The sequence below is a fragment of the Limnothrix sp. CMB-01 genome (genome assembly GCF_055193175.1).
Genome location: NZ_CM143720.1, coordinates 1,741,336 through 1,765,682 on the forward strand (window position 1 = coordinate 1,741,336; position 24,347 = coordinate 1,765,682).

General features: G+C 55.1%; 20 protein-coding genes, 1 tRNA gene and 1 pseudogene. 13 read left to right on the forward strand and 9 right to left on the reverse strand.

The features are described from left to right. Positions 1-238 precede the first annotated feature (238 nt). The 4 genes from uvrC to ACZA91_RS07310 all read left to right on the forward strand — a co-directional run bounded on the left by uvrC (position 239) and on the right by ACZA91_RS07310 (position 5,128). Complete coding sequence (uvrC, locus tag ACZA91_RS07295; RefSeq protein ID WP_463185689.1) at positions 239-2,326, forward strand: excinuclease ABC subunit UvrC; 2,088 nt, start codon at positions 239-241, stop codon at positions 2,324-2,326. Positions 2,327-2,757: 431 nt separating this feature from the next. Continuing rightward, positions 2,758-3,132 (forward strand): STAS domain-containing protein, encoded by a 375-nt coding sequence (locus tag ACZA91_RS07300; RefSeq protein ID WP_190353592.1) that lies wholly within the window; start codon positions 2,758-2,760, stop codon positions 3,130-3,132. Between the two features lie 39 nt (positions 3,133-3,171). Continuing rightward, the gene (locus ACZA91_RS07305) at positions 3,172-3,723 is read left to right on the forward strand and encodes a GNAT family N-acetyltransferase (protein ID WP_463185695.1); all 552 of its coding nucleotides are present in this window, start codon (positions 3,172-3,174) and stop codon (positions 3,721-3,723) included. Positions 3,724-3,991: 268 nt separating this feature from the next. Further along, the gene (locus tag ACZA91_RS07310; RefSeq protein WP_463185698.1) at positions 3,992-5,128 is read left to right on the forward strand and encodes a hypothetical protein; all 1,137 of its coding nucleotides are present in this window, start codon (positions 3,992-3,994) and stop codon (positions 5,126-5,128) included. A 435-nt stretch (positions 5,129-5,563) separates the two neighbouring features. Here ACZA91_RS07310 and ACZA91_RS07315 read toward each other — a convergent pair. Continuing rightward, positions 5,564-5,636: transfer RNA gene (locus ACZA91_RS07315), tRNA-Ala, on the reverse strand. Positions 5,637-5,723: 87 nt separating this feature from the next. Next, positions 5,724-6,626, reverse strand: coding sequence for an Hsp33 family molecular chaperone HslO (gene hslO / locus ACZA91_RS07320; protein ID WP_099533461.1), 903 nt, complete (start codon positions 6,624-6,626; stop codon positions 5,724-5,726). Positions 6,627-6,721: 95 nt separating this feature from the next. Here hslO and ACZA91_RS07325 point away from each other — a divergent pair, with 95 nt between their 5' ends. Further along, complete coding sequence (locus ACZA91_RS07325) at positions 6,722-7,132, forward strand: hypothetical protein (RefSeq protein WP_190530780.1); 411 nt, start codon at positions 6,722-6,724, stop codon at positions 7,130-7,132. A 73-nt stretch (positions 7,133-7,205) separates the two neighbouring features. Here the strand turns inward: ACZA91_RS07325 and ACZA91_RS07330 are convergent, their stop codons facing one another. Further along, a complete protein-coding gene (locus tag ACZA91_RS07330; RefSeq protein WP_099533463.1) occupies positions 7,206-7,661 on the reverse strand; it encodes an SRPBCC family protein in 456 nt (151 codons plus the stop codon). A gap of 143 nt (positions 7,662-7,804) precedes the next feature. On the opposite strand from ACZA91_RS07330, the gene ACZA91_RS07335 reads away from it, so the two are divergent. The 7 genes and pseudogenes from ACZA91_RS07335 to ACZA91_RS07365 all read left to right on the forward strand — a co-directional run bounded on the left by ACZA91_RS07335 (position 7,805) and on the right by ACZA91_RS07365 (position 12,205). Next, positions 7,805-8,215, forward strand: a complete 411-nt coding sequence (locus ACZA91_RS07335; protein ID WP_190530779.1) for a hypothetical protein — start codon at positions 7,805-7,807, stop codon at positions 8,213-8,215. Between the two features lie 97 nt (positions 8,216-8,312). Further along, complete coding sequence (locus ACZA91_RS07340) at positions 8,313-8,495, forward strand: DUF2283 domain-containing protein (RefSeq protein WP_463185704.1); 183 nt, start codon at positions 8,313-8,315, stop codon at positions 8,493-8,495. 21 nt (positions 8,496-8,516) lie between these two features. Continuing rightward, positions 8,517-8,777: a DUF4160 domain-containing protein gene (locus tag ACZA91_RS07345; RefSeq protein ID WP_190530777.1), complete on the forward strand. Its 261-nt coding sequence runs from the start codon at positions 8,517-8,519 to the stop codon at positions 8,775-8,777. An 11-nt stretch (positions 8,778-8,788) separates the two neighbouring features. Continuing rightward, positions 8,789-9,067, forward strand: a complete 279-nt coding sequence (locus ACZA91_RS07350) for a DUF2442 domain-containing protein (protein WP_190530776.1) — start codon at positions 8,789-8,791, stop codon at positions 9,065-9,067. 24 nt (positions 9,068-9,091) lie between these two features. Further along, complete coding sequence (locus ACZA91_RS07355; RefSeq protein WP_199309098.1) at positions 9,092-11,593, forward strand: tetratricopeptide repeat protein; 2,502 nt, start codon at positions 9,092-9,094, stop codon at positions 11,591-11,593. A gap of 117 nt (positions 11,594-11,710) precedes the next feature. Then, positions 11,711-11,944, forward strand: coding sequence for a hypothetical protein (locus ACZA91_RS07360; RefSeq protein ID WP_190530775.1), 234 nt, complete (start codon positions 11,711-11,713; stop codon positions 11,942-11,944). Further along, positions 11,941-12,205: pseudogene (locus tag ACZA91_RS07365) on the forward strand (type II toxin-antitoxin system RelE family toxin). The gene ACZA91_RS07360 and the pseudogene ACZA91_RS07365 overlap by 4 nt, the downstream one beginning before the upstream one ends. 68 nt (positions 12,206-12,273) lie before the next feature. Here the strand turns inward: ACZA91_RS07365 and ACZA91_RS07370 are convergent. Then, positions 12,274-12,423 (reverse strand): hypothetical protein, encoded by a 150-nt coding sequence (locus ACZA91_RS07370; RefSeq protein WP_190530774.1) that lies wholly within the window; start codon positions 12,421-12,423, stop codon positions 12,274-12,276. A gap of 53 nt (positions 12,424-12,476) precedes the next feature. Continuing rightward, positions 12,477-14,942 (reverse strand): ATP-binding protein, encoded by a 2,466-nt coding sequence (locus ACZA91_RS07375; protein ID WP_463185718.1) that lies wholly within the window; start codon positions 14,940-14,942, stop codon positions 12,477-12,479. A gap of 1,148 nt (positions 14,943-16,090) precedes the next feature. On the opposite strand from ACZA91_RS07375, the gene ACZA91_RS07380 reads away from it, so the two are divergent. Then, complete coding sequence (locus tag ACZA91_RS07380; protein ID WP_463185721.1) at positions 16,091-16,849, forward strand: ABC transporter permease; 759 nt, start codon at positions 16,091-16,093, stop codon at positions 16,847-16,849. Positions 16,850-16,950: 101 nt separating this feature from the next. Here the strand turns inward: ACZA91_RS07380 and ACZA91_RS07385 are convergent, their stop codons facing one another. The 4 genes from ACZA91_RS07385 to cofG form a co-directional block, all read right to left on the reverse strand. After that, entirely contained in the window at positions 16,951-19,371 is a 2,421-nt protein-coding gene (locus ACZA91_RS07385; protein WP_463185724.1) for a CHASE4 domain-containing protein, read from the reverse strand. A 468-nt stretch (positions 19,372-19,839) separates the two neighbouring features. Further along, the gene (gene cimA / locus ACZA91_RS07390) at positions 19,840-21,516 is read right to left on the reverse strand and encodes a citramalate synthase (protein WP_463185728.1); all 1,677 of its coding nucleotides are present in this window, start codon (positions 21,514-21,516) and stop codon (positions 19,840-19,842) included. A 437-nt stretch (positions 21,517-21,953) separates the two neighbouring features. Beyond that, entirely contained in the window at positions 21,954-23,084 is a 1,131-nt protein-coding gene (locus ACZA91_RS07395) for a GNAT family N-acetyltransferase (RefSeq protein ID WP_463185732.1), read from the reverse strand. Positions 23,085-23,126: 42 nt separating this feature from the next. Next, positions 23,127-24,269 (reverse strand): 7,8-didemethyl-8-hydroxy-5-deazariboflavin synthase subunit CofG, encoded by a 1,143-nt coding sequence (gene cofG / locus ACZA91_RS07400; RefSeq protein ID WP_463185736.1) that lies wholly within the window; start codon positions 24,267-24,269, stop codon positions 23,127-23,129. Positions 24,270-24,347 lie beyond the last annotated feature (78 nt).

Sequence of the window (24,347 nt, forward strand, 5' to 3'; positions counted from 1 at the left end):
TCCAGTGACAGGCAGCTTATGAGCTTTCTGTTGATCTGAGACTGCCAAAAAGACTCGTACAGCCAGCGCAAGTTTACCTTAGGTTGACTGATACTGTCTAGCTGAAGCCCTTGACGACTAGGCTCTCCAATGGGTTCCCCAAGATTCACGGGAAAATTGGGAGAGGTGGTGGAGATCGTGGCTCAGGTTATGGGGCATTGTACAGGGGTGGGATGATTTTGATGAAATTCGGGTCAGCATGGGCGTTAATCAACGGTTGCTCATTCACGATCGCCCCCGTTTGGTGACCCGCTTGGCCGAGTTGCCTCGGGAGCCGGGGGTGTATTTCATGAAGGATGATCGCGATCGCATCCTTTATATAGGCAAGTCCAAAAGCCTCCGATCGCGGGTTCGCTCTTACTTCCGGCCGTTTCAGGGTCAGTCCCACAAGCCGATCGGGGAGCAACTGCACAGTCCGCGCCTGGAACTGATGGTGCGGCAGGTGGCGGAGATTGAATTCATCGTTACCGATACGGAATCGGAAGCCCTGGCCTTGGAGGCTAACCTGATTCGGCAGCATCAACCCCACTTCAACACGCTGCTGAAGGATGACAAGAAATATCCCTATCTCTGCATTACTTGGTCGGAGGATTATCCTCGGCTGTTCATTACCCGCAAACGCAAGCTGAGCCAACCCGGCGATCGCTACTACGGCCCCTACACCGATGCGCGGGCCTTGCGGGAAACGTTGCGGCTGGTGAAGCGTTTGTTTCCCTTGCGGCAACGGCCAAAGCCCTTGTTTCGAGATCGCCCCTGCTTGAACTACGACATTGGCCGCTGCCCGGGTGTTTGTCAGGGTTTGATTACACCAGCGAATTACCGCCAAACAGTGCAGAAGGTGGCCATGGTGTTTCAGGGACGATCGGGCGAGTTGATGGAGCAACTCCAGCAGCAGATGATTGCCGCAGCGGAGGAACTGAATTTTGAGCTGGCGGCTCAGTTGCGCGATCGACTGCGAGGCTTGGAACAGTTGGGGGCCGATCGCAAGGTGGAGCTGCCCAACGATCGGGTTTCTCGCGATGCGATCGCCCTGGCCACCAGCGATCGCCATGCTTGCATTCAACTGTTCCAAATTCGGGCCGGGCGGCTGGTGGGGCGGTTGGGTTTTGTGGCGGAAATTCCCGCACCGACCACCACGGCCCCCATAACATCCGAGTCCCGATCGCCCGTTGTCGCCGAAGTGATCGCCCCAGCCACGACCGAAGTTGCTGCCGAAACCGAAGCCGCTATTCCACCAGTTATGGCCCCAGCCATTGCCCCCAGCGTTTTGGGGCGAATTTTGCAACAGGCCCTCGAAGAGCACTACAGCACCGTGGAATCCGTTGAAATTCCGGCGGAGATTTTGGTGCAGTACGAATTGCCCGACGGGCCTTGGCTAGCGGACTGGCTGAGTGAGCGCCGGGGCCGCAAGGTGGCGATCGAAACCCCTCAACGGCAACTGAAAGCGGACTTGATTGCTCTGGTGGCCCGCAACGCGGACTACGAATTAGCCCGCACCCAACGCAGCAGCGATCGAAACCAAGCCGCCCTCCAGGATCTGGCAGATCTCTTGGACTTGCCCGATCTGCCCCGTTGGATTGAGTGCTATGACATTTCCCACATCCAGGGATCCGATGCGGTGGCCTCGCGGGTGGTGTTTGTGGATGGCTTGCCTGCCAAGCAACATTACCGTCATTACAAAATTCGGAACCCTGAAATTGGCCCCGGCCACTCCGATGACTTCGCCAGCTTGGCGGAAACCATTCGGCGGAGATTCCGCGATTACCAACCCCGTAGCGCACCCAATGCGGCGCTGAGCGTTTTGGGTGGACGTGAGCGTCAAACCCAAGATTGGCCAGATTTGGTTGTGATTGATGGAGGCAAGGGGCAACTGTCGGCGGTGGTGGCCGTGTTGCGGGATCTGGATTTGTTGGATGAGCTGCGGGTGGTGAGCCTGGCCAAAAAACGCGAGGAAATCTTTTTGCCCGAAGAATCCCAGCCCCTACGCACGGATCCAGAGCAGCCGGGAGTGCAGTTGGTGCGCCGTTTGCGGGACGAGGCTCACCGATTTGCGGTCAGTTTCCACCGCCAAAAACGCACGGAACGAATGCGGCGATCGCGCCTCGAAGAGATTCCCGGCTTGGGACACCATCGCCAAAAGCAACTGTTAGCCCACTTCCGCTCAATCGACTACATCCGCGAGGCTACACCTGCCCAGTTACAGGAAGTCCCCGGCGTTGGCCCCCGCTTGGCCCAACAAATTTATGAGTACTTTCATCCGAGTGATTTGACCGGCACGGTTTCGTGATTGCCGCCTTTAGCCGATCGCCCAGTGGCGGGCGCAACCTGGCTCAGGGGGCCACGCTGGGGTTCATCAACAGAAAACTGGGTCGATCGCAACGTTTCAGCCCCTTGACTCCCTGAGCCAACAGCCCGATCGAGGAGCAGCGGCTGGAACCATCACCGCCCGTCTCAGGTCGTAATCTCCGAACCTTTTCCAGGGTGTGCCGGGCCGCTCTCTTGACAAAATAGCCTTGGTAACGGGCAACGATCGGGGGTGCGCCCCATTTGGTAGTCCAGTTAGCCCCGTGTAACTTGCGATCGCGATTACCCTATTAGGGCGATCGCCGCCGCACCTCCACTCTCCTCCAATTAGCAGAATAGACCCGTGGCTCGAAATACGGGGCCGGCCCCGAGCCGGTTGTTAATGCTCGCTCTCTAGGAAGGTTTATGGTGCCCATGATGTACAGCCCTCATGTACTCGAACTCCAAGGTCGCTGCGACACCCACAGCAGCGCCGATCTGCGTCAACAATTTGAGCAACTGGCCCAGGAAGTTAGCGCTACGGACACTTCCGCCCCGGTTTGGTTGCTGGATTTATCTCAGGTGAGTTCAATCGACAGTTCCGGTCTTTCGGCATTCATTGCTGGTTTCAAATTGGCTCGACAGCAGGGTGGAGCGCTGCTCTTCTGTGCGCCCTCGGATCCGGTGCGGATGGTGTTTGAAATTGCTCAGCTCGATCGGGTGTTTCCCATCTACGAATCGCAAGCGGCGGCATTGGCCGCTTGGGAACAACAGACCCTGGAGCCGACTTTTAATCCCTTGGCGGCTTAGTGGAAACCGCTTGGGTTGGAATCCTGCCTGTTAGATGCCATGGAAGCAGTGTTTAAGGGGTTTCGGATTCAGGATTGGCAACCTCGCGATCGGGCGGCTGCCGCAACTGTGATCCGTACTGTGCTGACGGAGTATGGTCTGCCTTGGGAACCGACAGGGGCCGATCGAGATGTCCTGGCCGTGGAAGATTGTTATCTTGCGACCGGGGGAGAATTTTGGGTGATCTATCAAGGGTCGCAGCTCGTAGGCACTGGAGCCTACTATCCGATCGACCGAGGCGATCGCGCGGTTGAGATCCGCAAAATGTATCTGCTTCCATTGGCCCGTGGTCAGGGTTTGGGGCGCTGGCTGTTGCAACAACTGGAGCAAGCTGCGGCTAGGCATGGCTTCCAGATTGCTTGGTTGGAAACCGCCAGCGTCCTTGCAACGGCCGTGCAATTGTATGAAGCCAGCGGCTATCAATTAACCCAAGGGGTTGAAACGCCACGGTGCGATCGTCTCTACTGCAAACCGATCGCCCGTGGATCAATTACCGCCCATCAACCAAGTGCCACAAACTCAATTTCCACAAACCTATACACAAACTCATAAATTCATGAATTCATTGGCCGATTAGAGCCGGTGGTATGGTTATCGTTGGCTCCACTAGGCTTGGTTAATCCAGCACAATTGGCCTGATTGATCGAATCAGATCGATCGGGTTGGGGATCGAAGATTCGCGAATACTGAATCACGGATGCTGAATCACAGACGATGAATCACGGATGCCGAATCGTCAGTCGCACCCCAATTGTGCATACCCCAAACCATTGCCCAGGAGTCCATTCAACTAACTCAATCCCTTCAAACTGAATTTCCTATGCTCGCCCTCGACACCCTGCTGCAAGAGTTGAGCGCCCTCGCCAGTAGCTACAACAGCTTGGGGACCCGGCTTTCCCTGGCGGCCGGTGAGTTAACCAATTTGGGTACGCCACCCAGTGCCGGTCTGCTCCAGGAAGCTGCCCGCTATCAACAAGTGTTTGAAACCCTACGCGATCGCGCGATCGCCCTAGCCAAGGAAGCGGGTTTAACAGGGGGAGCCATTCCGGCTAACTTGGTTTCTGTGCGGGAACTGGAAGCCTTTATTCGCTCCTTGATGCCCATTGGATCGCCGGAAGCGGTTCAACAACAGGCGCTGGCCATGCTCGATCGCCTGCTGTCTATTCGCTACAGCGGCAGCAGCGATGCCCAAGGGGCCCTCGAAGATTGCCAAACCCAAGCGCGGCAGGTGCGCGGCCTGGTAGCCACCGCTGTGCCCACGAATTTGCCCCAGGTGGCCATCTCCCTGGTGAAGGGTAATCATCCCCTTTGTGCCCTTTTGACCCTGTTGGAAGAGGCCGATCGCCTAGATGACGATCGCTGGGTGCAACTGGAAGACACCGTGGCCCGCTCCTTTGGTCGATCGCTGGCCGTGGCCGCGTCCCGAGGCAAGCTGCAAGTGGGTGGTCAAGCGGCCCCCGCTCCCCGCGAAGCCCCCAACACCCAAACGGTCGCGCCTTTGCAAGCCAATGATGTGATTTTTGGGGCCACGGCTTCGACGGTTGGCTCGGTGGCATTGGAAGTGATGGTACACATCGGCGGCATTGGCGATCGCACCTTCAGCGATCGGGAATTTGCTGGAACCATCGGCGAATCTCGCGCCATTGAAGGGATGCAAATTCGCTTTAAGCAACCGATTCCCGGTTTGGGCATCCGCTACATGGGTCACCTGCAAAGCACCGGTGACACGGCTTGGGTGGGTGAAGGGGAATATGTCGGATCCCGTCGCGAAAGTCGCCGCCTAGAAGGATTCACGATCGAGCTGACGGGCCCCGAAGCCGATCGCTATCAACTCTTCTACCAAGGACACTTTGCCCGCTATGGCAACTCCAATGTGCTGAGTGGTGGCGAGTTCTGCGGTTTGCGGGGTGATGGTTTGCAACTCGAAGCGCTGAAGGTTTGGATCGATCGCAAATAATCGCAAATAACATCCAGACCGGCGCGTTGAGACCCAACCCTCTCAGCAACACCGTTCCAATGGACAATTAGCCCGATCGGGGCCGGTCAATTTGGCTCTTGGCCCCGATCGATGGCGGTGGTTTGCGGGCTGGTTTCATGTCCCCAACCGATCGCCACAGCCCACTAGAGCCAGCCCAGCGCAATCAAGGGCGAGAGCCATCAACCAAACTCTAGTAGCGCGGCTGCCTTAATTCACTGGGTCAGACTATATGACTGTTACCGTCACCTGATCGTTAGGCAGCAAGGGGCTTAAGCCCCTTGTTACCACGACTAGCCCTGCAACTTTGACCTAATGCATTATGCCTGTCGCGCTACTAGCTAGCCCCGAAGACCACGCTAAGAATACTGCCATGGCTTCCAAGGTTTAAGTTGTTTTAATTTGTTGGGATCTAAGTGGAGGTTAGCGGACTCGAACCGCTGACATCCTGCTTGCAAAGCAGGCGCTCTACCAACTGAGCTAAACCCCCGCGCCGTTGTGCGGCGAAACCAAGTTTAGCAAATTTTCCGAGAGATGCAAGCCCCCTGCGGAAAAAAGTTGCCCCGATGGCGTTGATCTAGGAATTCGCCGCCTCGGCCCGTAATTCTTGGATCAGTTGCTCCAAGCCTGAAACATCCGTTTGATAGACCGAATTACAGAAATGGCAGGTGGCCTCTGCGCCGCCGTCCTTGACAATCATGTCCCGAAGTTCATCTTCGCCCAACGTCTTCAGGGCCCGCAGCACACGCTCATTGGTGCAACCACAGTGGAATCGCAACATTTGCACTTCCGGGAAAATTTCCAACCCCATATCCCCCAACAGATCTTGCAGGATCTCGGGCAAAGACTTGCCGCTCCGCAAGAGTGGGGTGAACCCTTGAAGAGCTTCAATGCGGCTTTCCAACAGCGCCAGGGCCGAATCCTCGATCGAGGCCTGCGGCATGACCTGAATCAGCAATCCCCCGGCCGCCGTCACTCCGTCTGGCTCCACAAACACCCCCAAGGAAAGAGCCGAAGGCGTTTGTTCAGAATTCGCCAAGTAATGCGTCACATCCTCAGCCACTTCCCCGGACACAATTTCCGTGGTGCTGGAATAGGGATAGCCATAGCCAAAATCACGCACAGCGTAGAGGTAGCCTTTCCCGATCGCCCCGCCCACATCGAGCTTGCCCTTGGCATTGGGTGGCAACTCCACACTAGGATTACCCACATAGCCCCGAGCCGTGCCATCACAGCCCGCATCCGCCATCACCACGCCCAAGGGCCCATCACCCCGAAAGCGCAAATTGACGCGAGCTTCCGTGCGCTTCATGTTGGCAGCCAGCAGCAAGCCGGCCGTCATGGTGCGACCCAATGCAGCGGTGGCTACGTAGGATAGGTTGTGCCTGGCGCGGGCTTCGTCGGTCAAACGGGTGGTGATGGCTCCCACCGCGCGGATACCCCCATCGGCGGCAGTGGCTCGGATTAGACGATCGCCCATGACAAAACCCTTACATTTCTTAACCTGCGTTATTAATTCATTGTATCCATTGGATCTGTCCAAATCACGGCACAACCTACGGAACCCCAAAGCCTATGTTCGGCACATTTCAACAAGCCCAGTTGCGCATTGAACTCGAAGCTTCCGCAACCCTAATTGGCGATAGCATTCTGCGCCCTAGCGAATGGCCCCATTGGATTGGCCCCCAGCGGTTTTCGGCAAATTTGCCCGATCGCCTGGTCACCGGCACGACCTACACCAGTTGGCTAGGGCCCCTGGAAATTCAGCATCATGTTCAGTGGGCAAACGATCGGGGCCTCTCGCTCATTCTGGCCGGGGCGATCGATGGCCACCACGAATGGCATTGGGGCGATGGATGGCTGCAATCGCGCGTTGAAGGGATCTCGATTTTGCCCTTGCGGTTAGGCCATGTGACCAGTTTGTTGCGCCTGAAGGCCTATCTCAGCCGCCAGAACAACACCGTGCGATCGGGCATGGCCACCTAGAGCCGTTGATTGCTCCATGCTCAGTGCCCCCCAAACGCCGGTTGCGCCAGTCCCGATCGCCCCAACAACGGCTTTAAGTGGGGCCCGTTTGTTGCAAGGACTGTTCGGCATAGACCCGGAAGCGCTCCAAATCTGCTTGTAGCGTCGATTCCACAATCCGCCCCAAAAACAGCCGATCCATCAACTGCCCAACGATCCCCGGAATGTCATAGGCGATGCTCATGCGCACGATGCTGCTGCCCTTGCGATCGTAAAACCGCACGGCTCCCCGGTTGGGCAACCCGTCGATCGATTCCCACTGAATAATTTGGTTATCCACCAGCCGCACAATTCGCGACTTCCAATCAAACCGGAAATTTCCCGAAGCAAACTGCCAAATGGAAATTTCCGGATCCGCATCGGAAATATGCACCGAATCAATCCATTTCATCCAGCGGGGCATTTGTTCTAGGTCAGACCAAAGGCTCCACACATGCTCGATCGGAACCGGAACTTCTACTTGAACGCTGTGTTCGAGCCAGTCGGTCATGGGGAATTGGCGGGCTGTTGCGATCGCCCGGTGAAACGCTCAACCGATGCCTACGATAGCACTCTGGCTCTCGGTCGTGGCGATCGCCTTGATCCGGTTGCAAGGGCTAGATTAAAAGGGTCGATCGCCCTGCTCACAAATCTATGCTGATTGAATTAACCGCCGCTCAGTTGCTGGAAATGGTCGTGGATGGCTTCATCGCCGCCGGAGCCGGAAAACTGACCGAAGCGGCCCTGCCCAAGCTGCAAACCCTCTGGCGCAAAATCCGAGATCGCCTGGCCCGCCGCCCGGAACTGCCCGCCCTACCGGAAACACCGACGGGGGCGATCGATGTTCAAGCGGTGGTGATTCTCGATGCGGAATTGGTGAACGATCCGCCCTTTGCGGAGGAAGTCCGGGCGATGGCCCAAGAATTGCACCCCCTAGTGCAACAAGCCCAATCCCAAACCCAACAACAGGCCGATCGCGCTGGAGTCAACATTCAAACCGGCGCAAACAGTACCGTGAAAGTGGTTCGCGATATTCATACCAATGGCGGCAACGTTAGTTTTTAAACCGTTGAAATCGGGAGGCTAGAAGCCTGCGCTATAGAGCATTGATCTCTCAATGCGCAGGCATCTGACCCGCAAGATGTCGCCAAACAGGACAGAAATGATGCAAATTCGCTATGACCCCGAGGCAGATGTGCTGGTATGGATTTTGAACGATTCATCACCAATCGAAGCAACTGCTGAACCGGGCGGTCTTATTGTCAGCTATGGCGAAGATGGGGAGATTGTAGCGATCGAATGGTTAAACGCATCTCGAAAAATCGATCTTAACCATCGACGTTAATAAGCTGGAGACAATGATTCAATGCCAGAAATCAGCCGCTTCTTTGGTATCGCCGTGACAATGTTTTATAACGATCACAGCCCGCCCCATTTTCATGTGCGATATGGAAATCAGCGAGCCTTGGTTTCGATCGAAACGCTGTCGGTTCTTAAAGGGAATTTATCGCCTCGGGTACTAGGTCTTGTGGTCGAATGGGCAGCAGCTCACCAGGCAGAACTACAAGAAAATTGGTTGTACGCTCGCTCAGAGAAGCCTTTGCAAAAGATTGATCCGCTAGAGTAGGTCAGCCACCCATGCTTATTGATATTGTTTCGGTGCGTGTTCTAGATCAGTTCTGTTTAGAAATTGGTTTTGAAGATGGAGTGATTGGCACAGTTGATGTAGCCCAATTAATTTCCTTTCAGGGTGTGTTTGCACCCTTAGCCGATCGCCACTTTTTTGAGCAAGTGTGTGTGAATTCCGACATCGGCTCGATCGCTTGGCCCAATGATGCCGACCTCGATCCTGATGTGTTGTACTCGATCATCACAGGTGAGCCGATCGCCCTTGATCGCCCCTTGATTGAAGCGTAATTGACCGCCAGGAGACCCGACCCATTGGCTACTCAGGACGATCGCCAAGAGATTGACCTCCAAGCGGGGGACAATGCCGACATCAAAGTTCTGCGGGACGTTCATGGCGATGTCTACATGGGGACTCGCCCTGATCGGCCGATCGACCAGTCGGATTTGCGGCCGGGGCGATCAACCGGTGAAATTGAGCGGACGGCGGAGTTGGCGCGGCTCGATGGGTGGCGGCGGTCGCAGGGCGATCGCTGGGCGGTGATTGTGGGGCCCGGTGGGGCGGGCAAAAGCACCCTCGCGTCCCAATGGTTCGATCGCCCCCAGAAAGCGGAACCCTGGGCGGGGCGACTCTGGACGGATTTGGGGCGGGGTCAGGGGTTTGCGGAGGTGGCGCGGCGGGCGATCGTCCAGTTTGGCGCGGCAAACCAGGAGCAGGCGGAACGGCTGGAGGAGTCGGAATTGTTGCGGCTGTTGCTGCTGAAATTGCAGCAAAGTCCCTGTTTGTGGGTGCTGGACAACCTGGAAACGGTGCTGGAGGGGCGGGAGCTGCCCGCCGACTATCGGGAGTTTTGGGAACAGTGGCGATCGTGCCGGGGGGCGGCGGGTTGGGTGTTGTTCACCAGTCGCGACTTACCGGCGGGGATGGGGACACGGCGGATCGACTTGGCGGAGGGCTTTTCGATTGAGCAGGGAGCCAATTTCCTGCGGGATCGGGGAATTCGGGGCGCTGAGGCGGAGTTGCGGGCTTTTTCGGCGCAGGTGCATGGCTACCCGTTGATTTTGGGGTTGGCGGCGGGTTTTTTGGTGACGCAATGCGATGCAGATCCGCATTTGTCGAAGTTACCGGCGGATTTCTTTGCGATCGCCGATCAACACCGAGACGATCCGCAAGCGACGCTGGAAACGGTTTTGCAGTGGAGTTTTGAGCGGTTGTCGCCGGAGTTGCGGGACTGGTTGGGGCGGCTCTGTGCGCTGCGGGTGGCGTTTGCGTTTGAAACGGAGGATTACCCAAACCTGTTGCCGGAGTTGGCGGGGCGATCGTTCCTGATCCAAGACTGTTTGCCGCTGACCGATCCCGATGCGCCGCGCCAATTTGTCTATCGTTGGCAACCGATCGTCCAGCAATTTGTGCAGCGCCAACAACCGGACTTGATTGAGGCCCACCGATTCGCGATCGCCTATCACGATCAGCGGTATGTGGGCTTGGGTAAATGGCAAACCAAAGCCGATATCAACAACTACATCGAAGATTGGCATCATGAGGGCGAACTGGCAAGGCTGACGGGTGATCGCCAAGGAGAAGCCAATTCCCTGGGCAATCTGGGCAATGCCTACGATTCCCTCGGGCAAGTCCAGCAGGCGTTCAATGTTTACAAGCAATCCCTGGCAATTATCCGCGAGATCGGCGATCAGCGAGGAGAAGCCAACTCCCTAGTTGGTCTGGGCAATGCCTACTATTACCTTGGTCAATTCCAACAGGCAATCGACTGTTACGACCAATCCCTGGCAATTGCCCGCGAGATTGGCGATCAGCGAGGAGAAGGCAACTCCTTAGGCAGTCTGGGCAATGCCTACGATTCCCTGGGTCAATTCCAACAGGCAATCGACTGTTACGACCAATCCCTTGTGATCGCTCGCAAGATCGGTGATCGCCAAGGAGAAGCTGCCTCGCTGGCCAATATTGGCAATACCTACCGTGCTCTCGGGCAATTCCAGCGAGCGATTGATTATCAAGAGCAAGCCCTGGCAATCGTCCGCGAGATCGGTGATCGCCAAGGAGAAGCCACCTTCCTAGGTAACCTGGGCAATGCCTACTATTCCCTCGGGCAATACCAGCGGGCGATTGACTTTCACGAGCAATCCCTAGCCATCAAACGCGAGATCGGCGATCGGCAAGGAGAAGCTAACTCCCTGTGCGGTCTGGGCAATGCCTACGATTCCCTCGGGCAATTCCAGCAGGCGATCGACTTTCACGAGCAATCCCTGACCATCAAACGTGAGATCGGTGATCGGTCAGGAGAAGGTGGCTCTCTATGCAATTTGGGCAATGCCTACGATTCCCTCGGACAGCACCAGCGAGCGATTAACTTTTACGAGCAAGCTTTAGTCATTTGTCGCGAAGTTGGACATCGTCAATTCACGGCCAACTCTCTGGGCGGTCTGGGCAATGCCTACTATTCCCTCGGGCAATACCAGCGGGCGATCGACTTTCACAAGCAATCCCTAGCGATCAAACGCGAGATCGGTAATCGCCAAGGAGAAGCCAACTCCCTGTGGGGCTTGGGCGATGCCTGGGCCAAACTTGGCAAAATCTGGGAAGCAAAAACCGCCTACGAATCTGCTCGGGATTTATTTCGCGAGTTGGGTCTCGATCACGAAGTCGCAACCTGCGAAGAATTACTGGCTGGCTTGACGCAAGTGATTTCCGTCGAAATTCCCCGCGCTCCCCAAATCGGCGAGCCATCTCCTAACCACCGCCCACAACGATCCGGCTCATCTTGGTGGGTGCGTCTGTGGCGGGCCTGGCGGCGCTAGCTCCGTCGCCTCTTCGATTTCGATCGCCCGTAGATGATGTTGTAGCCCAACCAATCTCAGCAAAGGAATTGTTAGACATGGGGTAACAGCTACAATCGCCCTAGAGGAGGCAAAATCATGCAAATTAAAGACTTAACGATCGAAGAATTCACGGATTTATTTAAAAGCTTGCTGCGGGAAACCATCCAAGAAGTCCTCGCAGAAATGCTCACGGACTCCGAAGCCAATTTACCGCTCAAGTCCGGCCTGGCCGAAGCACTCTTGCAACAGCGCGATCGGCGGCAATCGGGTCAAACAACACCCCTCAGCACCGAACAAGTCATGGCCCGTTTAGGACTCGACCAACCATGAGTTATTCGGTTGAATACGACCCACAAGCCGTCATCGACCTTGAACAGTTGCCCAAAACAATTCAGAAACGAGTAGTCAGCAAAATTCAATGGCTAGCTGATAACTTTGCCCAAATTCAGCCCCTGCCCCTCTCCGCAAACCTACGCAGGTTTCTATAAACTCCGAGTCGGCGACTATCGCATTATTTATGAAGTTGATCGCATCATTCGAGTAATCACAATCGATCGCATTGGCCACCGCCGCGACATCTACGAATCCTGAGCGCTTTTCCACTCATACAAGGGTGCGTAAGGCAACGCTCCCTTGATTCCCGACAATTCCTTCATGCCCTACGCACCGCTGCAATATCGCGGCCCAACGACTTCGTGGGAATGGTCGTCAATGGCGGTGCGGCTGCGGTGCGTGGGAGACAAGCCAACCAAGCCGTCACCCCGAAAACGTTCTCCCAAATACCCTACGGTTTGTCGATTGACCGCCACCCATCCCGAAGCAACGATAATCCCCGATCGGTTGGGCCGCGCTCAATCGTCGGTTATCGCTCGTTTGAGCGATCGGCGAGGGGCGATCGGGCACGGGTCATCACGCCCGTGGCTTGGCTGTTCATGCGCATGGCGCGGGCGGCAGCTTGGGACAGGGTGTTCACCTCGTGCAAAAGCCGTTCCGGGTCAAATTTTTCCCCCAGCACCACATCTACTGTCAGGTTGGGATGATCGACCAAAATCGGTGAGGCCTCGGCGCGATCGCCCAACAGCAGCACTTGCACTCGGGGCGCTTGGCGGCGCAATCCGGCCACCACTTCCCAGCCATCCATGCCCGGAAGCCGCAAACTGACGATCACCACCTGGGGTTGCAACACGTCTAGCTGGGAGAGGGCGATCGCCCCGTCTGGAGTCCAAACCACTTGGTAGCCGGCCGCCATCAGCAGCTCACAAACGGCGATCGCCCGCTCCTCTTGGGCATCGATCAGAATCACCGAGCCTGACGGTCGCCAATCCACTGGTTCTTCTCCGTTGGGAGCGGTGGGTTGCTCGGCGGCGGGGGCTTGGGAGGGAATTCCCACCGTGAAAGTCGATCCCCGATCGGGCAAAGAATCCACCTCAATCCAGCCCTTGTGCAGATCCACTAACTGCTTGGTCAGGGCCAAGCCCAAACCCAAGCCGTCGTAGACCCGCCCGTAGGACGGATCGAACTGGTGAAACATCTCAAAAAGTTGCGGGATCCAATCCTCAGGGATGCCGATGCCCGTGTCTTCCACCTGCAACATCAACAGGTCTTGTTCGCGCCAAACTCGGACGATCGCTTGGCCACCTTCGGGTGTGAACTTGATCGCATTGCCCAATAAATTGCTAAGAATTTGCCGCACGCGATGACAATCGGCCGAAAAGCGATCGTCTTTGGTCAAAATTTGCACTTCTAGCAGCAGTTCAATGCCGCGCTCAATGGCGTGGGGCCGCTCGCCATTCACCACCGAGTACACCAGTTGGGTAATTGAAAAATCGCTGACGTTCAAGACGGTGCGCCCGGCTTCCACCTGCGACATTTCCAGCAAGTCTTCAATTAGCTTCAGCAAATGCTCGCCGCTGTCGTGGATGGTTTGCAAATAGTCGCGCTGTTTTTGGTTCAGTTGCCCGAAAGACCAGCGCAACAGGGTAGCCGACAGGCCAATCACGCAGGTTAAGGGGGTGCGCAGCTCGTGGCTGATGGTGGCTAAAAATTCACTCTTGGCCCGGGCCGCCGATTTGGCGGCCAGCAGCGCTTCCTGCAAAACCCTGGTTTGGGTGCTGATTTGCTGACCGAGGGTTTGTTGCTGCTGCTGCAAGGTGGCATCCAGGTGAGCCGTCCGCACGGCCACGGCCAAGCCCTGGGCAATCTGTTGGGCCAGGCTCACTTCTTCGGGAGTCCAAAGCCGGGCCCGATCGCACTGATGGAGCACCAAAAATCCCCATAACCCCACCGATCCGCGCATGGGAGCCAAAATTGGCACGGCCAGTTGGGCCCGCGCCGCCCGATCGCGCCCCCCATCGTTGACGATCCAAGTTTCCTGTTCCTGCGATCGCCATTGGGGTTCAAAGTCATCCACAAAGCAGCGATCGGCCCCCTCATAGAGCACCGAACCCACCTGGTCGTCCAAACGCGCTTCATAGGTCACGCAATCGCGAGTCATTTGCCAGTTCGGATCGTCCCAAGGGGAGGGCAGCCCCGCCGCCTGATCCGCCTGTCGCCAGAGCCGAATGGACTGTAACCGCGCCTGAAATTGGTAGATCAACGCTCGATCGACCCGCAAGCCTTGGCAGAGGGTTTGCAAGGCGCGGTCAATCACCACGGGCAATTCTTGTTCCTGAACAATCCCCACCAGCAAATCAATCAGGTGACGATCGCCCTCCAATCGGGTTGGGGAGGGCCGAGGGGCCGGGGCCTGGGTCAACAAAGGAGCCGCCAGGGTCTGCGTCCAAGTGGCCAGCCACCGCACCAACACCGCCGATTGCAGCGATGCATTGGCCTTATGCCAGCCCTGGGGCACTTTCAACAGTCCCCGTTCTTTCATTAGCGCCTGAATGGCCCGCCGATCGTCCGTCAGCCGCAGGTGATAGATCCCCGGATGGAGCGTGGTTTGATCTAAACCCTGGCGTAGGGTTTGGTGAGTGGTGGCCGCTGGATCCTCGATCGGCCCGCGGCCATTGGCCTTGTGGCCTCGGCCCCGCCCCCGTCGCATCGATGATTCCGGCGCTTCCGTTGCCATCCCGGTTGGGGTCTCGCCCTCGCTCGATCGCTCCATGGTCAACAACCAAGCCAGCCCCGGCCCCGTCACCAGGGCAAAAGCGGGCTGCTGTCGCTTCCCGATCGTTGCGTCCCCCTCTGTGGCGATCGCCCCGGATTCCGGCAAATTCCCTAATTCCTGGAGACAATCCAACGTTGACTGCCAGAGCAGCGATCGCACCTGTTGACAGCCCTCCGCCGTCAAGGTCCATTGCAGTGATTGCGCAAACGAGCCACTCATGATCGGTACGCTGGCAGGCAGCGTTCTAGGGGATGGCAGAAACTCCCAAATTCGACGTAGATTTGCGTAAATTCAGGCAGCCTGTAACGGATAAACGGTTCAACCTCAATCACCAAATTCAGCCACACTATTCAGATTGTCATGACACATTTGACCGTTGTTTGAGGCGTTGACGACTGGGATCATCCCGGCAGTGAAAGCTTAATGGCAGCCAACTAATCCAGAACTTGATTCCGGCAGATGCGGGGTCAAAGTGAAACAGTGCGCTAACTCGTCCTGACTAGAGGTTTTCTCAATGGGGCCAGGGAATGAGAATTATTTTTTTTGAAATCACTCACCCAACCCAAAGCCGCCGAAAAATGCCTTCTTTCCTGGTAGCCAACACTCAATAGGGCCAAGGGCATTGACAAAAACATCAAAAGAGAATCGCCAAAAAGATGAGAAATGCCCTGTGGTCGCCTCTTTGGGCAATAGCAACGATCACTAAGCCCAATGGCTGATGGAGCCATCTCGCATCAATGTTCTCTACTTGAGTAATTCTAAGATAGTCAATTTACGAGGAAATTAATCTAAAAAGTTTCTGGATTCTAATTCTGTAATTAAATCTGGCTCTTCCAAATTCAATCCGGATCACTTAAGGAATGAAAAATTCTGAAATCATGACAAAAATCTTGTTCAAGAAATGGGTAGTCAGTGTGACTTTCTTGAGGTTTTTCAACTAAATCTCAAGATTGTTCTCAAGATCCATAAAATTATTCATGTAGTTTTCAATAGGAGAAATGCTCAAAACTTTTTGAAATGAAATAAAACATTACAATTGATCATTGCAATCAATAACTGCGATCAATTATTCAAGAAAATTTAACTTGGAGGCTCAATTAATCCTAGGTTAACGACATGATAATTGCAGATTTATTTCGTAGCAATGGTGCATCAGGATCGTTAGATGACGCATTGATGGTGTATTAATTGCACATCAATTTCAGATTAATTTCAGATTAATTTCAGATCAACTACGCAGCCCCAACAGGGTGGCAACGTGGTAATGGCGAAGGGATTGTGGAGAAATTGTGGAGAAATACGTAATTAATGCGTAATTAATGCGTGATTTAGGATGGCGTTAAGGTCTTTTTGAGTTGGGTTCTTTCATGGAACCAGTGGATTTGTTGTGGCTGGGAGGATTGGCGTTGGGGACAGTGGGCCTCTGTGCCAGTCAAGGCTTGGGGCTGACGCGGGCTTGGGGCCGGGCGATCGGGCGGGCCCTGTTGCAACTCACGGCGGTGGGCAGTTTGTTGGCCTTGGTTTGGGCGGCTCCGTCTCCGGGCAGTCTGGCGATCGCCCTGGGGGGATTGTGGGGGCTGGCGGTGGTTTCCGCCCACCAACAGATGGGGCAACGATGGCCCCAACTCTTGCCCTGGCTGGTGGGCGGGCTGTTGGGGGCCGGACTGTTGGCCAGTGTGCCGGTGGTGCTGTTGGTGCTGCGGCCGGGGCAGTGGTTTGAGCCTCGGGTTTGGGTTCCCGTGGGGGCTGTGGTGTTGGGGGCGGCGGCCAATGGGGCGGCGATCGCGGGGGAACAGGTGATGATGGCGGCCCGATCGCACCGCAACGATATTGAACAGCGATTGAGTTTGGGGGCCACGGCCCAACAGGCGATCGCGCCCCATTGTCGCGCCGCCCTGCGATCGGCTCTTGTGCCTACCTTGAACGGTTTCACCAGTGCGGGACTATTCACTTTGCCAGGTCTGGTGAGTGGGGCCCTGCTGGCAGGCATGGATCCGTTGATGGCCGTGTCGGTGCAGCTCTTGGTGATGGTGGCGGCGGCGCTGGCTGTTTCTGTTGGTGCGCTGGTGGTGGCCTGGGGGGCTGGTCGTTTGTGTTTTGACCCGATCGCCCAACGATTGCGCTAGAGCGATCGTGCTAGGCCGATTACGCTCGGCCGAATTGAGCCACCTTGTACCAACTTGCCCCCGGGGGCGGACTACATAGGGACGGAGTTCCCGTGGCGTGGTTAACCCTTGGATGCTTCTTCCTCGGTGCCAGAAACTACCGGAGCCGAAGCCAAATGGGGCGACCGATCGTGACTATGACTCAAGCCCCGCTGAAGCTGGTTAAATCGCAACTTCATTGCCAACTCCTCCTGGGGTTTGGTTTCGCGAATCTGCTTCAGGGGCAACAAAATAATAAATTCACTACCTTGATCCGGCTCAGAGATGCAGCGAAGTTGTCCACCATGCTGCGTAATAATTTGATGGCTAATAAATAACCCTAGTCCAGCGCCTTGCCCAACGGGTTTGGTTGTGAAAAAGGGGTCGAATAATCGCGATTGAACTTGTTTGTCAATGCCTAAGCCATTGTCAGCAATGGAAATCAAAACCCAGCGGTTTAAATCCACTTTGGTGCGAATTGTGATAGTGGGTTGTAATGGAGCTTTAGCCGCCTCAAATCCTGAACCATTAGCATCAAAGGTTTGCAATTTGGATCTCAGTTGCTCTGCAAAGGAAGCCCCTCGATTTCGCCGATTATTGTTAGTGTTATTGGCATTATTGCTCGTGCTAGCGTTTTCAGAATTTAGGTTGCCAATACCCGCATTTTCCAGCTTTGATTGGCTCGTTGGTTGACCGGAATTTCGGGGGGCCTTTGCGGGTAGGTCAGTGGAGGTTTTCAAGACCGGTGAACGATAACTTCCTCCATCAATGGGTTCTGAATTGCTAAGGTCAATTTCGGTTCCTGGCCCCGCCCCCAAAATGACGGGAGCGGTGGTTGGGGTGCTCGGGGCTGAGTCTGCCGGTTTACCATGAATGCGTTGATAGTGTTTTTTCATGGTCTCGTCGAGGGAGTCGATCGAGTTCATGAGTAAATGCATAAAAACTTGATTGAGCTGGCGTGCATAACACTCAACGAGGGGTAATTCGCCATAGACTCGCTCGATCGCAATCGCTGGTCGGAATGAGCGTTCTTCTAAGGCGTGGTCTAAGAGTTCGATCGTGCTGTCAATGCCCGCATGGAGATCCACCGATTTCAAATCCGATTCATCCAATCGCGAAAAATTGCGTAGGGCATTCACAATCCGATAGATCCGATCGGCTCCACGATCGATGGACTGAATGACCCGATCGCTATCTTCTAAGATGAAAGCCAAATCCACTTCTCGAGAGCGATCTAAAATTTCATCGTAGGCAACGGGATAATATTTTTGATACAGCCGTATTAGGTCGCAAAGATCCTGCTGATATTTTTTAAGGTGTCGCAAATTACCCTGAATAAAGCTCACGGGATTATTCACTTCATGGGCAATGCCCGCCACCATTTTGCCCAAGCTTTCCATCTTGGCGCTGTGGATCAACTGAGCCTGAGAAGCCCGTAAATCCTGAAGGATTAACTCCAGTTCCATGATGCGAGCGCGATAGGTTTCCCGATCGAGATTTTGAGTGGCCGATTCAATTAGGGCGGCCTCCGCTCGATCGCGCTCATCCAAGTTCTGCAAAGCCTGTTGCAGGGCCTGCCAAGCCAGGCTAATGAATCCCAAACTGAGCAGCACCAAAATGCCGCCAATGCTTAAGAGTCCATACAAACTATGTTGGTGTAGGGTGCGCGTAATGGTGACCCGGGCGATCGCACTAGGTTTGCCATACACATCCACTAAGTAGCGATAACCCACCAAATTGCGCGATGAATCAGTTACTTCGGTGCGCTGATTTCGTCTGGCTTGACCCGTAAAATCAAAGGCTCCATAGAGGGGCAAATTGTTGGAATGGCGGCTGACCTTAATTTCCAAAGCCCCCGGAACCAATTGGCTTAAATCTTGAAGCAACCGAGCATCCAGCCGCTGACCCATCACAAACCAACCATCCACTTGATCTGGTTTTTGAGGATTGGGAATGCTGCAAATGGCAATGCTTAATAAATCATTGTCAATGGCTACCACACCTGCCAGCCGCTTTTGGTCTGGGTTTGATTGAAATCCTTTCGGCAAGGATTGCAAAAAATACGTCAGGGTTGTGGAGGGTTCATGGTAGCGATCGTTGGCGGTGCTGCCGGACTGATTCGAAACTTGTCGCTCTCGGGCATAGCGAATTTTGCCATCACGACCCACCACGCCCATGAGGGTTAAATCAAAACTTTGATAATTGGTTGGACTAAAATTATTGCGAATAAAGTCTTCATTGGGCTGCCTTAGAAACTGATGGGTTGCATCCCAATAGCCATAGTCACAGGCCGATGGCAAAAGCTGGGCCGATCGCCGGTAAAGTAACCGAGTAAAGCGGTTGGTATGTTCTTCGATGGTTCTTTGTTCGAGGCTGGTGATGGTGTTCAGCAGGACACTCGCCACGCCCGTGTAAAGCAACCCTGATACCAACAAAATAGTCACCACGAGCTGCCGAAAGCCGCGTCGCACCTGCTCACCTTCAGACGAAGCTGATTTCAGCACAGAACTGCCTCAAGATCCTTTTCCATCTTTCCTTCAGAGTTATCACAAATAGAGGGGTCGCAACTTCAATTATTGTTAAATTTTTTCCTCTGGGATCCAATTTAGATAACTTTCTTTCGGGTTAACTCGTTTTTGAATTAGTGGTAAATATCTCGGGGAGCAAACTGCCAGGGAGATTGCCCAGCCGATGGGTGGGCATGGGAGCGGCCGCGACTCAGACCTGACGGGCGGCCAGGGCGGAAAATTAGCCCCGATTCCGGTTGGCCCCATGTGGTCTCAGGGGGGCGCAAGTTCAGAGAAAATCCGTAGGATCGCTGGAATCTGGGGCACTAAAGATGAGCAAAGGTTCATGATCGAACCCTTGCTTTTGCGATCGGGAATTCTATTTCTTAGCCCTAAAATCCTGCTTCAAGAATGGCACTTTGACGCAACACCTCCGTGGCATAGGGTTGCCAAAGATGTGACTTTTTAGACCTCCAAAGGTAGGGGTAGTGGTTGCAAAGTCTGAATACCGTGAAGAATCAGGCCGTATTCGATCGCTTCCACAACGGCTTGATAGGAAGCTTCCAAAATGTTGCCGGAGACTCCCACGGTTGTCCAACGCTGGTGGCCGTCGCTGGATTCCACCAGGACTCTGGTTTTGGCGGATGTGCCCGCGCCGCCATCCAAAATTCGCACCTTGTAATCGGTGAGGTGGAACTGAGCCACCACTGGATAAAACTGCACCAGCGCTCGCCGCAGGGCCGCATCCATGGCCGCCACGGGGCCGTTACCTTCCGCCACTTCCAGCAGGGTGCGATCGCCCACGGTGACCTTGACGGTGGCCAAGGATTCCCGATCGCTCGGTTCACCAAAGTCGTAGTGAACGCGGCAATCTTTCAGGACAAAAAAGCTCGATCGCTGACCGAGGGCCGTTCGCATCAACAGGTCAAAACTGGCTTCGGCGGCCTCGAACTGATAGCCCTGATTTTCTAGGGTTTTGAGGGTTTGTAAAATCTGCCGACAAGCGGGGTCTTGTTTGTCGAGATCTAAGCCAAAGGAGCGGGCCTTGGCCAACACGTTGCTCAAACCCGACTGATCAGAAATGACGATTCGGCGTTGGTTTCCCACCCGATCGGGCGAGATATGTTCATAGGTTTGGGGATTGCGTTCCACGGCGCTGACATGGATCCCGCCCTTGTGGGCAAAGGCAGACAAACCCACATAGGGCGCGCGATCGTCCGGAGCCAAGTTCGCCACTTCACTAACAAAGCGACTGGTGGCCGTCAACTCCGCCAACTGGGCGGCGGGAATGCAGTTCAGCCCCAGTTTCAACTGCAAATTAGGAATCAGGGTGCAGAGGTTGGCATTGCCACAGCGCTCGCCATAGCCATTGATCGTGCCTTGCACCATCCTTGCGCCCCCTTGGACAGCGGCGATCGCGTTGGCCACTGCCGTCCCGGAATCGTTGTGGGTGTGGATTCCCAATTGGGCCGCGGGCAGCCATTCCCGCACCTCAGCCACAATCCGAGCCACCTCGTGGGGGAGCGTGCCGCCATTGGTGTCGCAGAGGGCCAACCAAGCGGCCCCGGCCTCGTGGGCTGCCTTGAGGGTGGCGATCGCGTAGTCGGGATTCGCCAAATAGCCGTCAAACCAATGTTCTGCGTCGTAGATCACCTGTCGCCCTTGGCTGATTAGGAAGGCGATCGAGTCGCGGATCATGGCGATGTTTTCATCGAGGGTGGTTTTGAGGCCCTCGGTCACATGCAAGTCCCAAGATTTTCCAAAAATGGCTACCCAACGTGTCCCAGCGGCCAAAATCGGCTTCAGGAGCGGATCTTCCTCGGCGTTCATGCCCGGTCGGCGGGTTGAGCAAAAGGCCACCACCTCGGAAAATTCCAGCGGTTCTTCCTGAAGTTGCCAAAAAAACTGCACATCCTTGGGATTGGCCCCGGGCCAACCCCCTTCAATGAAAGGAATTCGCAGGCGATCGAGCTTGCGGGCAATCCGTAGCTTATCCTCAATGGAAAATGAGAGACCTTCCGACTGGGCCCCATCCCGCAACGTGGTGTCATAGAGCCACAGTTGAGGACTTGCCTGGTGAGAACTGGGCTGGGCTGGGCCGTTGCTGGGTGCAGCATCCGGCGCGGGGGCGGAGAAAACCATGGTTGCAGTGCCTAAACCGATCGCCTATCAAGGGCCTAGTAAATGGCCGATTAACTGAATCGCCTACTGCCGATCGCTCAGGGCCCATGAACTTACTGGGCAGCCATGCGAAGAGGCGCGAAATAGTGCCAATGATGCTATTATCGCGCCTTTTCTGGGGCATTGCGAGTGAAGTTTTTCAGGGGTTTTAATCCCGGCTTGAATCCAGCTTGAATAGGGATGTCTGAAGAGCTAAAACCGCTATCTTGGGGGCCTCATTGATCGATGCCTGTGGGGCTTACTGATCAATACCTGCGGGACTTATTGATCGATGCCTGTGGGGCTTGTTGACCAATGCCTGCGGGCCTCATTGATCGATGACGACAAGGGGCTTAAGCCCCTTGCCCCGACGATGACTGGTGCTTGGCAAGTACCCTAAGTTACTGCTCAGAGATTGCCTAGGCTAGAGATAGGAACTTTTCATAAATGCGATAGGTTTTGTAGATTTTGCCGCCGGCCGCTTCGATCAAACGGCGCGATCGGGAATTGTCCTCGTAAACCCAACCTAACTCAGAGGTGCGGTAGGGTTTGCCCTTTTGCTGACAAGCTCGCAACCCCAAATAAATCAAGGCCAAGGGAACCAATTTGCGTTGATATTCCGGCAAAGAACAAATGGCAACCACCCGCCCCCGATCGATTTGCCGCCGATACCAAAGAAACTTCAACGTTCCCCACCAATTCAGCTTGCCTTTCACTTCCTTGAGCGGGATGTTGTAGTCTGGCAAGCCCATAAAAAATCCCACTGCTTTTCCGTCCACTTCTGCAATCAAAACCACATCGGGATCAACCAATTGTTGAAGCGATCGCGCTTCTTCCAAAAACTCTTCTTCGGTGCGTGGGGTGGAACTCCAATTTCCTGAAAAAGCTTCGGTGAATAGACGATATAAAATCCTGGCATCTCGCTCAAAGGCTTCACCCTTGGTTTCAATGGAGCGGAAGCTCACGCCGGATTTGGTGGCAATTTTATAGGCTTTTTCAAATTCAGTGGGCAAGGGGCGATCGAGCGGATATTCATAGGCATAGGCATCTTTTGCTTTGTTGAATCCCCCTTGCTCCACCAATTCAGGATAGTAAGAAGGGTTGTAGGGCATCATCACCATGGGTGGGGAATCAAACCCATCAATCAGCATCAAGCAATTATTGTGGGTAGACAGATCAATGGGGCCGCGAACTTTGGTCATGCCCTGTGCTTTTAACCAAGTTTCAGCAGCCGTAAACAACCCTTGGGCCACACTGAAATCATTGATGGTTTCAAAATAGCCAAACAGCCCGATCGCTTCCCCTTCCTTTTCCACTAATCGTTGATTCACCGTGGCCACAATCCGCCCCACCGGTTCAGGATTCAAGGCCACAAATGCTTGTAATTGGCCATAGGTGCGGAATGAATTCTCCGGTGACAATTGCCGAGCGATGCTGCTGCGTAGGGGGGCAACCCAATAGGGATCCTGGTGATAGACCCGATCGGGCACATCTAAAAACTGTTCCAAATCAGCCGGCGTATTGACGGGGCGAATTTCCAAAGCACACATAGCAGCAAGACCAGACGATGGGAACGGGCGTGAACACCGGACTTAGGGCCGGCTGATTAACTTCTGCATTGTAGGCCCTGGTTTCGGGTCGAATCGCCCGAGGGAATCTCGCGAATCTGGGGAGGAACCGAGGAAATCGCGCCAGCTTTGCACGAGCGATCGCATTGGATCGCTTAACCAGTCGTCAAAGGCGGGGTAAATCGGTAACCGGGGGCGCAGTTGCCCACCCGCTGCGGCCACCCAGTCGGTGAGTTGGGCCAGGCTCGGGTGTTCATAGGTGGGGTTCACCTCATCGATCGGGCAAATTCCCCCCAGGTCGCTTGCCCCCAGTTCGATCGCCCGTTGCAGCAATTCCGCTGTTTTCAATAGATTGGGCGGCACTTGAATCGCAATTTCCGGTGGTAACAGTTCCCGGGCGATCACCACCGTTTCCAGCAACAGGGCCGCCGAACAGGCCTCGCCTTCCCAGACTTGATCCCGACCGGGGCTGTGGGGTTGCACGATTACTTCTTGGATGTGGCCGTACTGGCGATGAACTTGCCCGATCGCCCGTAAGCTGTCCAGGCGATCGGCCTCGGTTTCGCCAATCCCAATTAATAGACCCGTGGTGAAGGGAATCTGTAACTCTCCCGCTTGGGCCAGTTGCGCCAACCGTCGGGATGGATCCTTGCTGGGGGCGTGGCGATGGACGGTTTGGGCCAGGGCAGGACTCACCTGCTCAATCATTAAGCCCATCGAAACATTCACCGCTTTCAGATAAGCCATCTCTTCGCGATCGAGCGGCCCCACATTGGCATGGGGCAAAAACCCTTCCAACAGCGCCAACCGACAGAGGGACTCAATGCGCCGAATCCAGGCCGATCGCCGGGGACTGCGGGGATGCACCTCACCACTCAGAATCAGAATCTCAATCGGCCCGGAGCTGGGGGGGCTGGTCGGGGCGATCGGGAATTGCCCCGATTGTGGTTTGTAACAATCCCGCAATGGATTGGTGAGTGATCGAAGCTTAACTGTTGCTTCTGCCAGGCCCAGCCAGCGATCGGCCCCCGGCTCCACCCGAAAATTACAGTACTGACAGCGGTTGAAACATTCATAGGTGGGAACCAGCGTGTAGGCAGCGCTGTAGGTTACCAGAGACCCCAAAGGCTGACGGGTACGGCAATCCGCCTCTGTGCGATCGGCCATGGCCCTTGACCTCAAACGTTAAGGAAAATGGAATTTGTGTAAATCATCGTCAAAACCTCTTTACAAAACTAAACACAG

Bases quoted from the DNA above. Each gene is read 5' to 3' on its own strand.
- uvrC (WP_463185689.1), top strand. From the start codon at position 239: ATGGGCGTTAATCAACGGTTGCTCATTCACGATCGCCCCCGTTTGGTG.
- ACZA91_RS07300 (WP_190353592.1), top strand. From the start codon at position 2,758: ATGATGTACAGCCCTCATGTACTCGAACTCCAAGGTCGCTGCGACACC.
- ACZA91_RS07305 (WP_463185695.1), top strand. From the start codon at position 3,172: ATGGAAGCAGTGTTTAAGGGGTTTCGGATTCAGGATTGGCAACCTCGC.
- ACZA91_RS07310 (WP_463185698.1), top strand. From the start codon at position 3,992: ATGCTCGCCCTCGACACCCTGCTGCAAGAGTTGAGCGCCCTCGCCAGT.
- hslO (WP_099533461.1), bottom strand. From the start codon at position 6,626: ATGGGCGATCGTCTAATCCGAGCCACTGCCGCCGATGGGGGTATCCGC.
- ACZA91_RS07325 (WP_190530780.1), top strand. From the start codon at position 6,722: ATGTTCGGCACATTTCAACAAGCCCAGTTGCGCATTGAACTCGAAGCT.
- ACZA91_RS07330 (WP_099533463.1), bottom strand. From the start codon at position 7,661: ATGACCGACTGGCTCGAACACAGCGTTCAAGTAGAAGTTCCGGTTCCG.
- ACZA91_RS07335 (WP_190530779.1), top strand. From the start codon at position 7,805: ATGCTGATTGAATTAACCGCCGCTCAGTTGCTGGAAATGGTCGTGGAT.
- ACZA91_RS07340 (WP_463185704.1), top strand. From the start codon at position 8,313: ATGATGCAAATTCGCTATGACCCCGAGGCAGATGTGCTGGTATGGATT.
- ACZA91_RS07345 (WP_190530777.1), top strand. From the start codon at position 8,517: ATGCCAGAAATCAGCCGCTTCTTTGGTATCGCCGTGACAATGTTTTAT.
- ACZA91_RS07350 (WP_190530776.1), top strand. From the start codon at position 8,789: ATGCTTATTGATATTGTTTCGGTGCGTGTTCTAGATCAGTTCTGTTTA.
- ACZA91_RS07360 (WP_190530775.1), top strand. From the start codon at position 11,711: ATGCAAATTAAAGACTTAACGATCGAAGAATTCACGGATTTATTTAAA.
- ACZA91_RS07375 (WP_463185718.1), bottom strand. From the start codon at position 14,942: ATGAGTGGCTCGTTTGCGCAATCACTGCAATGGACCTTGACGGCGGAG.
- ACZA91_RS07380 (WP_463185721.1), top strand. From the start codon at position 16,091: ATGGAACCAGTGGATTTGTTGTGGCTGGGAGGATTGGCGTTGGGGACA.
- cimA (WP_463185728.1), bottom strand. From the start codon at position 21,516: ATGGTTTTCTCCGCCCCCGCGCCGGATGCTGCACCCAGCAACGGCCCA.
- ACZA91_RS07395 (WP_463185732.1), bottom strand. From the start codon at position 23,084: ATGTGTGCTTTGGAAATTCGCCCCGTCAATACGCCGGCTGATTTGGAA.
- cofG (WP_463185736.1), bottom strand. From the start codon at position 24,269: ATGGCCGATCGCACAGAGGCGGATTGCCGTACCCGTCAGCCTTTGGGG.